The 11,457-nt window shown below is 59.1% G+C and carries 13 protein-coding genes; 5 read left to right on the top strand and 8 right to left on the bottom strand.

Features of this window, described 5'->3' with window-relative positions; genetic code table 11:
- Nucleotides 1-98 (top strand): IS3 family transposase (locus JJQ51_RS26875; RefSeq protein WP_135488309.1); only part of this gene is annotated, 98 nt, incomplete at its 5' end.
- Between the two features lie 62 nt (nucleotides 99-160).
- On the opposite strand, the gene JJQ51_RS26870 is transcribed toward JJQ51_RS26875, so the two are convergent.
- Nucleotides 161-1,330 (bottom strand): serine hydrolase domain-containing protein, encoded by a 1,170-nt coding sequence (locus tag JJQ51_RS26870; RefSeq protein ID WP_269245521.1) that lies wholly within the window; start codon nucleotides 1,328-1,330, stop codon nucleotides 161-163.
- Nucleotides 1,331-1,396: 66 nt separating this feature from the next.
- Here JJQ51_RS26870 and JJQ51_RS26865 point away from each other — a divergent pair, with 66 nt between their 5' ends.
- The gene (locus JJQ51_RS26865) at nucleotides 1,397-2,053 is read left to right on the top strand and encodes a TetR/AcrR family transcriptional regulator (protein ID WP_173002488.1); all 657 of its coding nucleotides are present in this window, start codon (nucleotides 1,397-1,399) and stop codon (nucleotides 2,051-2,053) included.
- A 66-nt stretch (nucleotides 2,054-2,119) separates the two neighbouring features.
- Here the strand turns inward: JJQ51_RS26865 and JJQ51_RS26860 are convergent, their stop codons facing one another.
- Nucleotides 2,120-3,307 (bottom strand): hypothetical protein, encoded by a 1,188-nt coding sequence (locus tag JJQ51_RS26860; protein WP_113329042.1) that lies wholly within the window; start codon nucleotides 3,305-3,307, stop codon nucleotides 2,120-2,122.
- Between the two features lie 230 nt (nucleotides 3,308-3,537).
- On the opposite strand from JJQ51_RS26860, the gene parC reads away from it, so the two are divergent.
- Entirely contained in the window at nucleotides 3,538-5,796 is a 2,259-nt protein-coding gene (parC, locus tag JJQ51_RS26855) for a DNA topoisomerase IV subunit A (RefSeq protein ID WP_152096035.1), read from the top strand.
- Nucleotides 5,797-5,901: 105 nt separating this feature from the next.
- Here parC and JJQ51_RS26850 read toward each other — a convergent pair whose 3' ends face one another.
- The 6 genes from JJQ51_RS26850 to hemB all read right to left on the bottom strand — a co-directional run bounded on the left by JJQ51_RS26850 (nucleotide 5,902) and on the right by hemB (nucleotide 10,074).
- Nucleotides 5,902-6,294, bottom strand: coding sequence for a type II toxin-antitoxin system death-on-curing family toxin (locus JJQ51_RS26850; protein ID WP_152096036.1), 393 nt, complete (start codon nucleotides 6,292-6,294; stop codon nucleotides 5,902-5,904).
- Nucleotides 6,291-6,512 (bottom strand): AbrB/MazE/SpoVT family DNA-binding domain-containing protein, encoded by a 222-nt coding sequence (locus JJQ51_RS26845; protein WP_092710703.1) that lies wholly within the window; start codon nucleotides 6,510-6,512, stop codon nucleotides 6,291-6,293. The genes JJQ51_RS26850 and JJQ51_RS26845 overlap by 4 nt, the downstream gene beginning before the upstream one ends.
- A 50-nt stretch (nucleotides 6,513-6,562) precedes the next feature.
- The gene (locus tag JJQ51_RS26840; protein ID WP_152096037.1) at nucleotides 6,563-7,459 is read right to left on the bottom strand and encodes a DMT family transporter; all 897 of its coding nucleotides are present in this window, start codon (nucleotides 7,457-7,459) and stop codon (nucleotides 6,563-6,565) included.
- Nucleotides 7,460-8,239, bottom strand: coding sequence for an arginyltransferase (locus tag JJQ51_RS26835; protein ID WP_092710709.1), 780 nt, complete (start codon nucleotides 8,237-8,239; stop codon nucleotides 7,460-7,462). It lies immediately after the preceding gene.
- Nucleotides 8,240-8,421: 182 nt separating this feature from the next.
- Complete coding sequence (locus JJQ51_RS26830; protein ID WP_113329036.1) at nucleotides 8,422-8,880, bottom strand: RDD family protein; 459 nt, start codon at nucleotides 8,878-8,880, stop codon at nucleotides 8,422-8,424.
- A gap of 180 nt (nucleotides 8,881-9,060) precedes the next feature.
- On the bottom strand, nucleotides 9,061-10,074 hold the full coding sequence (gene hemB / locus JJQ51_RS26825) for a porphobilinogen synthase (RefSeq protein ID WP_113329035.1): 1,014 nt from the start codon (nucleotides 10,072-10,074) through the stop codon (nucleotides 9,061-9,063).
- 143 nt (nucleotides 10,075-10,217) lie between these two features.
- Between hemB and JJQ51_RS26820 the strand changes: the two genes are divergently transcribed.
- Both JJQ51_RS26820 and ldtR read left to right on the top strand, forming a co-directional pair.
- Nucleotides 10,218-10,658, top strand: coding sequence for a DUF6163 family protein (locus JJQ51_RS26820; protein WP_069616240.1), 441 nt, complete (start codon nucleotides 10,218-10,220; stop codon nucleotides 10,656-10,658).
- 133 nt (nucleotides 10,659-10,791) lie between these two features.
- On the top strand, nucleotides 10,792-11,307 hold the full coding sequence (gene ldtR / locus JJQ51_RS26815) for a transcriptional regulator LdtR (RefSeq protein WP_069616333.1): 516 nt from the start codon (nucleotides 10,792-10,794) through the stop codon (nucleotides 11,305-11,307).
- The last annotated feature ends 150 nt before the right edge of the window (nucleotides 11,308-11,457 follow it).

Below are 11,457 nucleotides of genomic sequence, written 5' to 3'. Positions count from 1 at the left end.
ATATTCGATATTACAACAACGATCGCATCAGGCTAAAACTCAAAGGGCTGAGCCCTGTTCAATACAGGACACAGCCCTTAAATCAGCCCAGCCAATAAACCGTCCAACTTTACGGGGTCAGTTCACAATCGCCGGGTTTTTGCTTGTCTGCTGATATCAGTTAGATTGCGGCATAGACCGCTTTCGCCAGGTCGATCGTGAATTGCCCCCACATGCCTTCGAGCGCTGTATTCGTCAGCGCGACCACCGTCAGGCCCTTTTGGGCATCGACGAACCAGCTGTGCCCATAGACACCGCCCCATTTGATCGTGCCAGCCGAGAAGGGGACCTGAGCGACGACGGGATCGAGGACGACGGACCAGCCGTAGCCGAAACCGAAGCCGGCCTGCTGGGCCTGCATGTGGCCGCCTGCCTGATCTGTCATCATGGTCTTCACCGTATCGGCCGACAGCAGCGGTGCTCCACCCTTTCTGATCGTGTCCAGAATGGTAAGGATATCGCTTGCCGTTCCGGCCATGCCGGCGCCGCCGGAGTGGTAGGAAGCGGGGTCGAATATCCTGTCGGGTGAAAAGCGGATCGTGCCGTCGAAAATCGGGACGAGAGCCTCTTCCCCCATCCGTTGCGGCTCGGGAGCATCATTCACATAGGCGGCTGCCAGGCGGCTACGGTCGCGCACGTAGAAGCCCGTGTCGGAAAGGCCGAGCGGCTTCATGACAAGATCGGCAACCGCATCACCGAGCGGGCCGCCGGTTTCCTTCTCGATGATGCCGCCAAGGACATCCATCGCCAGCGAATACTGCCAACTTTCACCAGGTGCAAAGAGAAGGGGTGCGCTGGCGAGGCGCTGGAGATTGTCTGCCAGCGAACGACCCGGTGTGTCCAGCCCGTCGGATACGCCAGCCGTGTGATAGGGGCCGTCTTGCGCCTCGGCGAATGTGTAACCCAACCCGGAGGTATGGGTGAGAAGATGTCGAATACGGATAACGGCTTCGCCGCCATCGGGCAGACGCGGCCGGAAATCCGGGAGCCATTTGGTGATCGGATCGTCGAGACCGATGCGGCCCTGTTCGACGAGCCGCATGGCGGCAATGGTGACGATCGGTTTGGTGACGGAAGCAAGGCGGAAAATAGCGTCTTCCCGCATTGCGACTTTGTTTTCGCGATCCGCCAGACCGGCGGCGCGGGTGTAGACCAATTCTCCGTCCTGAGCGATCAGAACGACGGTCCCGACCAGCCTTTTGTCGGCCAGCGCGGAATCGATTGCAGCATCGACGCCTTCAGCGAGGCTGCCGTCGGTGAGAGGAACGGAATTTTCCAGTGGAAGACTCATGGGGAAAAACCTTATATAATCACAATGACCATTCCTGAATAAACCAAGTCGGGAAATAATTCTAGAGTGACCATTGTGAAAAATATTGAAGAGAAGGAAAATTCTTCGCCACGCAAGCGTGGGCGGCCGCCCGCTTTCGATCGGGAAACGGTTCTTGCCGCCGCGCGAGATACTTTCTGGAAGCACGGCTACGACGGTTCCTCCATTGCCGACCTGACGGCCGCCATGGGCATTACGCCGCAAAGCCTTTATGCCGCCTTCGGTTCGAAGGCCGAGCTCTATCGCGAGACGCTGGATCAATATCGGCGCATGCCCCGTCCGGAACCCGGCAATCCCTTCCAGGACAAGGTGAATACCGTGACTGCCTTCGAGCGCTTTCTGACGAACTCCGCCAAGATCTTCACGGCGCCGGAACACCCGAAAGGCTGCATGATATCCACCGCGGTGCTGAATTGCGCAGAGGAGAACGAGCCGATCGCCCATCATGTCGCATCGATGCGTCTGCAGACGCTGGATATCTTCACCGCCCGCATCGAGCGCGGGATTGCGGAGGGGGATATGCGGCCGGACGCGGACGCTCGGTCGCTGGCGCGTTTTCTGGGCGCGATCGTGCAGGGCATGTCCGTTCAGGCCCGCGACGGCGCAACCACGGACGAATTGCTCGCCCTCTTGTCTCATGCGCTCAACGAACTGAAAACCTATCAAGTGCGGCAGGAAGCCTGAGCCGAGGCAAAGAAAAACCCGGCGACCGAGATCGCCGGGTTCCGGAATGGTTTTGGAAATGACCGATTAGTCGTTCGAGGAAACCTTGAGGCCGATGACCTGCGGGATCGTCGTCGGCGCGCCCATGGCAGCGCCGATGATCATCGGCACAGGCACCGGCTTGCCGGGAGCAGCCGTGACCGTCAGGCTCTTCGGATTGTCGAGATAGGCGCTGACCGCTGCGGAGACGGCATTCTGGAGCTCCGGAACGTTGAGCTGCGCCATCATGATCGGCGTCATTGCCTTCAGCGTGTCGGCGAGCTGCTTGCCGGTAACGCCCTGCTGCTTGCCGGCGAAGTCGAGCGCGCGTGCCGTAATCGACGCGTCGTCGAAGCGGATCTGGGCGCTGTTGAAGGTGAGCTGCTGCAGCAGGCCGAGCATGGCGAGGCCGGCGGACTGCTGCGCTTCCTGCTGGTTCGGATTGGCGCGAACCGTCTTCAGCGCATCCTGCATCGACTTGGCGAAGGCGGGCGTATAGCCGGAAATGCTGAAGGCGAGGTTCAGCTTGCCGATGTCCCTGAAGTCAAAGGAGTATTCGCTGATGTCGATCGTGCCGGGGCCGATTTCCCAGCTGCCCTTCATGGAGACGGTGCCGTCGATCTGCTGCAGCTTCAGCGCATCGATCGCTTCCTTTGTCTTCGCATCGTCGACCTTGCTGAGATCGGCCTTGATGCCGTTGATCTTGGCGTCGAAGTCGAGGCCCGACTTGTCGTCACGCCTCTTCATGTTGGCGTCGGCGCCCTCGATCGAGAACACCTCGGTATCGTCCTTCGTTACGGACACGGCGCCGGCATGAGCGCTCTTGTAGTAGAGCAGCGAGCTCAGGTCGCCCTTGCTTGCGTCGGCCGGGATCTCTACGCCGCTCAGCTTGAGATCGGTGGCGGAAACGGAGGCACCGTCCTTTTTGAAATCGACATCCGCAAAATCGATTTCTTCGATCGTGTAGCCGCCATTGTTTTCCTCGACGCCATCAAGGGTGATATCGCCCAGCGGAATGCTGTCTTCCATGCCGGCCGCCTTGACGCTTGCACCCTTCAGCGTCACTGTGCTGCCGTCGACATCGATGCTGCTAGCGGCAATCGAACCGCCCTGCTGGCTATAGACGTCGTTGATCTTCTTCAGCAGATCATTGCCGTCGAGCGCAAAGGCGGAGCTGGCGAAAGACAGGATGGCGGCACTGCACAGCATCAGCCGCGTGGTCCGATAGAAAGTCATGATGGCGTTCCTCGTTGAGCCGGTGGTATTGGCGGGGACGTACAGATTGAGCGTGTACTGCGCTGACTTATATTGATCTTTCTGTGAAAATCCAACGACAATGAATGTAGAGTGCGAGTGCAGCAAAAATGTATCGATAGCCACCCTGCAATGTGCCTGAAACGCCTTCATCCACAGGTGCTTTCGGCTGATTTCTTGCTGTGAATCGTCATCTCTTATAGTCAAGGGCCATGGGAAAAAATCTGACACCGCCGCCCGGTGACGGCGACGACAACATCCTTCCGGTCGATCTGAAGGCCGCGCTCGAAGAGCGTTACCTGGCCTATGCCTTGTCGACGATTACGCAACGCGCGCTTCCGGACGTCCGCGACGGGCTGAAGCCGGTGCATCGCCGTATTGTCTATGCGATGAGCGAGATGGGGCTCCGCCCGAACGCCGCCTTCCGCAAATGCGCCAAGATTGTCGGCGAGGTGATGGGTAACTATCACCCGCATGGCGACCAATCGATCTACGATGCGCTGGCGCGCCTGGCGCAGGATTTCTCGCAGCGCTACACGCTGGTCAACGGCCAGGGCAATTTCGGCAATATCGACGGCGATAGCCCCGCCGCGATGCGCTACACCGAATCCAAGATGACGGCGGTTTCCGAACTGCTGCTCGAAGGCATCGACCAGGATGCGGTGGATTTCCGTGACACCTATGACGAGTCGAATTCCGAGCCGATCGTTCTGCCTGGGGCTTTTCCCAATCTGCTCGCCAACGGCTCTTCGGGTATCGCCGTCGGCATGGCGACCTCCATTCCGCCACACAATGCTCACGAGCTTTGCGATGCCGCCCTGCATCTGATCAAGGATCGCGACGCGACGGTCGAGAAGCTGGTTGAACTGTATATTCCAGGTCCCGACTTTCCGACCGGCGGCATCATTATCGATGATCGGCAGAGCATCATAGAAAGTTACAAGACCGGCCGTGGCGGCTTCCGCGTCCGGTCCAAATGGGAGATCGAGGACCTCGGTCGCGGCGGCTATCAGATCGTCGTCACGGAAATCCCGTTCCAGGTGCAGAAGTCGCGGCTGATCGAAAAGATTGCCGAGTTGCTGCTGGCGCGCAAGCTGCCGCTGCTCGAGGACATCCGTGACGAATCCGCCGAGGATATCCGCGTCGTTCTCGTGCCGAAGAGCCGCACAGTCGACGCGACGATCCTGATGGAATCGATGTTCAAGCTGACGGAGCTGGAAAGCCGCTTCCCGCTCAACATGAATGTCCTCTCCATGGGCCGCATCCCCAGGGTCATGGCCCTGAACGAGGTGCTGAAGGAGTGGCTGGATCACCGCCGCGAAGTCTTGTTGCGCCGTTCGCGCTTCCGCCTGGCGGCCATCGAAAAGCGCCTAGAAATTCTCGGCGGCTTGCTGGTTGCCTATCTCAACATCGATGAGGTCATCGCCATCATCCGCGAGGAGGATGAGCCGAAGCCTGTCATGATGGAGCGGTTCGGCCTCACGGATAATCAGGTCGAGGCGATCCTCAATATGCGGCTGCGCTCCTTGCGCAAGCTTGAAGAGTTCGAAATCCGCAAGGAGTTCGACGGCCTGACCAAGGAGAAAGCCGACATCGAGGCACTGCTCGCTTCGGACGAGAAGCAGTGGCAGACGGTTGCCTGGGAAATCGGTGAGGTGAAGAAGAAATTCGCCAAGGCGACTGAAATTGGCCGCCGTCGCACACAGTTTGCCGAAGCGCCGGAAGCCGATGATGCAGCCATCCAGCAGGCGATGATCGAGAAGGAACCGATCACGGTCGTCGTCTCGGAAAAGGGCTGGATCCGTGCCCTCAAGGGCCACATTTCCGATACGTCTTCGCTGACCTTCAAGGAGGGTGACGGTCTCAAGGTCGCGTTCCCGGCGCAGACGACGGACAAGATCCTCATCATCACCACGGGCGGCAAGGCCTATACGCTCGGCGGCGACAAGCTGCCCGGCGGCCGCGGCCATGGCGAGCCGCTGCGCATCATGATCGACATGGAAAATGATCAGGATGTACTGACCGCCTTCGTCCACGATCCCCAGCGCAAGCAGATGATCGCATCAACGGCAGGCAATGGCTTCATTGTCGCCGAGGCGGAACTGGTCGCCAATACCCGTAAGGGCAAGCAGATCATGAACGTCTCCTATCCCGATGAGACGAAGCTATTGGTTCCGATTTCCGGCGATCACGTCGCAGTGGTTGGCGAGAACCGCAAGATGGTCATCTTCCCGTTGGCGCAAGTGCCGGAAATGTCGCGCGGCAAGGGCGTTCGCCTGCAGCGCTACAAGGATGGCGGCATCGCCGATATCAGGTGTTTCCTGATCGCCGAGGGCCTGACCTGGGAAGACAGCGCCGGCCGCACCTTCACCAAGACGAAGGACGAGTTGGTGGAATGGCTGGGCGACCGCGCCGGTGCCGGTCGAGCCGTGCCGAAGGGCTTCCCCAGAAGCGGCCGGTTTTCGGGGTGAGGAGCGGTCGGGCAAAGCCCGAGCAATCGACCCAGCGGGTCGATTGCAGCGATGAACGCCCTGAGCCTTACCGAAAACGCTGAGGGTGACGGATACGGCAGTCCGTCACCCGGCTAGCGGAACACAGAAGTCTTTGAAGAAGTGCATGGCGCCGATTTCATCGATTTCTCCAGCCGCGACACCCAATACGAGCGCAACGATCATCCCATCATCTGCCTCGATCAAATAGCCATTGATGTAGAGAAATGTGAAAGCCGCCAGATATCCGGTTCTTTTGTTGCCGTCGGAAAAAGGATGGTTCCGCACCAGGCCATAAAGATAGCCGGCGGCCAGAGCGAATACGTCATTTTCGCCATATACGGCCTTGTTGAGCGGACGGGCCAATGCCGCTTCCAAAGCATTTTCATCCTTTAAACCCGGCAAGCCACCATGCTCGGCGAGTTGTTCCTCGTGCATGATCTCGATGGCTTCGCGGGAGAGCCATTTGTATTCGGTCACTTTGCGAGTTCACGCAGAGCAGCGCGATATTTCTGCATGCCAAGCCGCGCAGCCCGCAGTTGCTCGGCAAGATCGGCGCGCTCCGGAACCAACTCGATGTTGCCGTTGACTTCGCGTATTTCCAACGCATCGCCGTTCTTCAGGCCGAGCCTATGAAGGATTTCCTTCGGAATAATCACGCCTTCGGAATTGCCGATCTTGCGGATAGTGACGTTCATGGCTCAGCTCCAATGTAATAACAAAGTTATAACAGTGGATGGCCGTTGTTTCAATGCGCAAGACCCTGCGCTGCCAACGCCGCTCTTGCCTTGACCCGCGCCTGCCAGAGCGAGTGCGCGGCAAGCGCCAGGATCAATATCGCGCCGCCCGCAAGCGTCATGTTGGTCGGTGCCTCCGAAAAGATCATCCAGACCCAGATCGGTGCGAGGATTGTTTCGAGCAGATAAAACATCGCCACTTCCGGCGCCGAGAGAAAGCGCGTGCCCGTTGCAAGACACCAGAAGGAAAGCGGCATCAGCACGGCGCCGTCGAACAGGATCCAGCCGGGATGGTCGATGGAAAAGCCCGACGGCACCATGTGATAGAGCCCGACGGCCGCCGGAATGACGGCCGCCAGCAGGGAGGCAAAACCCATATCCCGGCCCGAGGCGCGGCTGATCGTGATGGCGCAGGCGATGGAGAACGACGCGAGCACGGAAAGCGCATCGCCAAGCAGATGGCCGCCCTCCATGCCATCTCCGACAATCAGGCCGACGCCGATGATCATAACGGCCATTGTGACGAAGGTCGAAAGGGCAGGGCGTTCCTTGAGGAAGACCCACGAGAGCAGGGCGGTGAACATCGGGTTCAACGCAATGATGAAAACCACGTTTGCCGCCTTCGTATAATAGACGGCAAGCAGGAAGGTGATGGTCGTCAGCCCGTAGAAGAAACCGACGGGAAGCCCGAGCCAGCCCGGCAATACGCCGCGCAGCGAACCCGTGACACGGCGGATGACGAAAAGGGCTGCGAGCGCCACGACAATGGTCGCAAGGCTGCGTGCCGACAGCACCGACCAGACTTCGCCGCTGGAGAGCCGGATCAACGGTATGTCCATCGACAGGGCCAGGCCGCCGAACGTCGTCAGCAGCAGGCCCTTCTTGTGATCCGAAAGCTGGGAGAACATTCAGCGGACGGTTTCTTTGTCGCCGTCGGCGGTAGGATCGAAGCGTTCCCAGCCACGTGGGGTGAGATGCTCCTGAGGCTGGAAACGCGTCTTATAGTCCATCTTGCGCGAGCCTTTGACCCAATAGCCGAGATAGACATGCGGCAGCCCGAGAGCCTTCGTCCGCTTGATATGATCGAGGATCATGAAGGTGCCGAGAGATCGCTCGTCGAGATCGGGATTGAAATAGGAATAGACCATCGACAGCCCGTCGCTCATGACGTCGGTCAAGGCGGCGGCCAGGAGCTCACCCTTGGGACGCTGTTCCAGGCCCGATCCTTCCTCGCGGCGGCGATACTCGATGATTCGCGTGTTCACATGCGTGTCCTCGACCATGATCGCATAGTCGAGCACGGTCATGTCGGACATACCGCCTTGCTGGTGGCGATAGTCGAGATAACGACGGAAGAGCGAATATTGTTCGCTGGAGGGCTGCGCCGGAAATTCGGTGGCGATGATATCGCTGTTGGCGGTCAGCACCCGTTTCATCGATCGGGTAGGCTCGAACTCCTGAGCGAGGATGCGCACTGATATGCAGGCCCTGCAGGATTCGCAGGCGGGACGATATGCGATGTTTTGCGAGCGCCTGAAGCCACCCTGGGTCAGAATATCGTTCATCTCCGCGGCACGCGGACCAACAAGGTGCGTAAAGACCTTGCGTTCCATCTCGTGCGGCAAGTACGGGCAGGAAGCCGGTGCCGTCAGGTAAAACTGCGGAGATGGCGTCGACTGCGTGTTCATCTGCCGTTGATTGACCTTTCTCTCGGCACCCGTTTTCTACAAGCATGGCCCAAGTTTAGAAAACGTCAACTACGTCCTTCGCTAAAGATCGAAGTTTCCTAATTGACCATGCACAGAAATAATCTCCCGCGCGCGCCATGGCCCGTGGGAAATCGTGGGGTGCCCTATGCTTATGCGTTGTTTTAGGCCGTCCGGGCGATGACCGTGCCGAGCAGCAGGTCATGCACAAGCCGGCTGCGGTCGGTGAAGAGACCTACCAGCAGGATAAGCGGCGTCAGGACGGAGTTCAGGATCCAGAACAGGGCCAGATGTACGATCGCGGTCAGGAAATCCATGCGCCGGCCGTCGACTCGAACCATGGTGAGGCCCATGGCGCGCATGCCGAGCGACGCCTGATAGGGGCCGCCAAGCGTCCACCCGAAATAGAGGCCGGCAACGAGAACGAACAGCACCGGATAAAGGAAGAAGCCGAGCCCCAGTGTCAGGATTGAAACGAGGAACAGCAGTACGGCCGCCGGAATGCACAGCAGCGCGACGATGATGTAGTCAACGATGAAGGCGAAGATGCGCCGGCTCAGCACGCCACTATAGGCGCGCCAGTCATCCGGTGCTGCATAGAGCGGGCTGGGGTTCAGGCTCATCGTTTTGCTCCTTCGCACTAGCCCCCGTCAATTCTTCAGATCCGCAAGGGGCCAATGCCAGTTAAAGATCCCTCTGCGACTTTTGTGCGACCGGTAGGGCACGCAAAAGTCGCGGCGAGGAAACATTTGCCGAACATATGGTATCGGCTTCAGCAAATACAATAAGCGAGCGGCGTGACGTTATTTCTTCGCCAGATGTCTCGCCACCTCGACAGCGAAATAGGTGAGGATGCCATCGCAGCCGGCGCGCTTGAAGGCGAGCAGGGTTTCGAGCATTACCTTCTCGCCGTCGATCCAGCCGTTGGCCGCGGCAGCCTTGATCATAGCGTATTCGCCGGAGACCTGATAGGCGAAGGTCGGAAGGCCGAAGGCTTCCTTCAGCCGCCAGCAGATGTCGAGATAGGGCAGGCCGGGCTTGACCATCAGCATGTCGGCGCCTTCCTCGACGTCGAGCGTCGCGTCGCGCACGGCCTCGGTGCCGTTTGCCGGGTCGATATAATAGGTCTTCTTGTCGCCCTTCAGCAGACCGCCGGTCGAAATTGCCTCACGATAGGGACCGTAGAAGGCCGAGCTGAATTTCGTCGCATAGCTCATGATGCCGACGCTCTGGTGGCCGGCTGCATCGAGTGCCTGGCGGATCGCGCCGATGCGGCCGTCCATCATTTCCGAAGGCGCGATGATGTCTGCTCCGGCATCCGCTTGATATACTGCGGCACGCGCCACCTGTTCGACCGTTTCGTCATTGACGATCTCGTTGCCGCGCAGGATGCCGTCATGGCCGTGGCTGGTGAAAGGGTCGAGCGCGACGTCTGTGATGACGCCAATGTTCGGCACCGCCTTCTTGATTGCGGCCGTGGCGAGGTTGATGAGATTATTCTTCTCGAGACTGTTGGAGCCGGTCTCATCGCGCAGTTCCATCTCGATGTTGGGGAATGTCGCGAGCGCGGGAATGCCGAGATCGGCTGCCTCCTTGGCCGCTTCCACAGCTTTGTCCACGGTCATGCGGTTGACGCCGGGCATGGCCGGGATGGGCTCGACGATGCCGGTGCCTGGGATCACGAAGATCGGCCAGATCAGATCGTCGACCGTCAGCCGGTTTTCCTGCACGAGACGGCGCGTCCAATCGGCCTTGCGGTTGCGCCGCATGCGCCGATGACCGGTGATCTCGTCAACGAGATGCGTCTTGTTCTCCATGATGCCGCCATCCTTCTTCGTCTATTTATGGCATTCTCTATGGGGCGCGTACCTATCACGCCGTCCCCAGGATTCAAAACAAGGCGAAAGGCCGCAGCCATTATATTCTGGCGAGGCACGTGCCTCCTACGTATTGTTCGCGCATGGAACCTGATTCTTCGACCGTACCCAAGAATACGCTGACGGACATCCTGTTCGTGCTGTTCCTGCGGCTGATCGCGATCGCCTGCTTCTGGCTCGGCCTGCAATACTGGGCGATGCTGGTCGGCTATTCGCTGGATGGTCACGCCCGCTTCGATCTGCTCGCTCTGCCCTGGAAGGTCGCGGGTGCCGGGCTTGCCGTGGTTTTTCCGGTCGCAGCCCTTGGATTATGGCTTACAGTTTCCTGGGGGCCGGTCATGTGGGTGCTGGCTGCAGGCGGGCAGGGGCTGATGTATGGCGTCTGGCCGGAGATATTCGGATCCAATCCGCTGATCATGATCTTGCATGCCTGTGTCGCGGTGATTTATTGCGCTTTCCGCGTCCTGCTGTGGCAGGAGAAACGCCGGCGTCGTCGGCAGCAGGTAATGGTTGATTTACCCTGAGACAGCAACACTTCCTGGTAAGGTGCTGTTAAGCCTGCAGTTTAAGTAGAATTTTATGTGTATTCGATAGGGTCTCACTCAAGGCGGGAAGAAAACGACACCGCCAAACAAAACAGAGTGAGGCCAAGTCATGATGAACACGAAAATCAAGCCGCAGGCAGTTGCAAACGCTCGGGATCAGCAGGTTGATGACATCCGGGCCCTCTACATGGAATCCCTTCACCTGGTCGAGCGTCTGCACCGCCGCCTGCTTGATGTTATCAAGGACGAGTTCGACCGCCAGGGTCGCGACGATGTCAACGCCGTACAGGCACTTCTCCTTTTCAATATCGGTAATTCCGAGCTGACGGCCGGCGAACTGCGCTCCCGCGGTTTCTACCTCGGCTCCAACGTTTCCTATAACGTCAAGAAGCTGGTCGACCTGGGCTTCATCAACCATCAGCGCTCGCGCATCGACCGTCGCTCGGTCCGCATCAGCCTGACGGAAACCGGCCAGGATATCGCCGAAACCGTCGCCAAGCTCTATGAGCGCCATATCGGCTCGATCGACAAGGTCGGCGGCATCGGCACGGACGAGTTCACCCAGATGAACAAGCTCCTGCAGCGTCTGGACCGCTTCTGGAACGATCAGATCCTCTATCGCCTGTAAGTAGCGGGCAGGGACAGATCCCAAGACCTTCCAGTCAAAGCAAGCTGGACACGTTCCCTGCGTGTCCGGCTTGAACGCGTTAACGGGTCGGCCGTTGTGCGTTTTTTGCCACGTCCGCGCTTCACCTTCCGTCACATGTAACGTCCCGGG

The organism is Rhizobium sp. AG207R (assembly GCF_027109195.1).
Taxonomy (GTDB): domain Bacteria; phylum Pseudomonadota; class Alphaproteobacteria; order Rhizobiales; family Rhizobiaceae; genus Rhizobium; species Rhizobium dioscoreae.
This window is presented reverse-complemented; position numbering and strand designations above follow the sequence as displayed.

Excerpts from the sequence above, each read along its gene's own strand:
- JJQ51_RS26870 (WP_269245521.1), bottom strand. The coding sequence starts at position 1,330 with ATGAGTCTTCCACTGGAAAATTCCGTTCCTCTCACCGACGGCAGCCTC.
- JJQ51_RS26860 (WP_113329042.1), bottom strand. The coding sequence starts at position 3,307 with ATGACTTTCTATCGGACCACGCGGCTGATGCTGTGCAGTGCCGCCATC.
- parC (WP_152096035.1), top strand. The coding sequence starts at position 3,538 with ATGGGAAAAAATCTGACACCGCCGCCCGGTGACGGCGACGACAACATC.
- JJQ51_RS26845 (WP_092710703.1), bottom strand. The coding sequence starts at position 6,512 with ATGAACGTCACTATCCGCAAGATCGGCAATTCCGAAGGCGTGATTATT.
- JJQ51_RS26840 (WP_152096037.1), bottom strand. The coding sequence starts at position 7,459 with ATGTTCTCCCAGCTTTCGGATCACAAGAAGGGCCTGCTGCTGACGACG.
- JJQ51_RS26835 (WP_092710709.1), bottom strand. The coding sequence starts at position 8,239 with ATGAACACGCAGTCGACGCCATCTCCGCAGTTTTACCTGACGGCACCG.
- JJQ51_RS26830 (WP_113329036.1), bottom strand. The coding sequence starts at position 8,880 with ATGAGCCTGAACCCCAGCCCGCTCTATGCAGCACCGGATGACTGGCGC.
- hemB (WP_113329035.1), bottom strand. The coding sequence starts at position 10,074 with ATGGAGAACAAGACGCATCTCGTTGACGAGATCACCGGTCATCGGCGC.
- JJQ51_RS26820 (WP_069616240.1), top strand. The coding sequence starts at position 10,218 with ATGGAACCTGATTCTTCGACCGTACCCAAGAATACGCTGACGGACATC.
- ldtR (WP_069616333.1), top strand. The coding sequence starts at position 10,792 with ATGAACACGAAAATCAAGCCGCAGGCAGTTGCAAACGCTCGGGATCAG.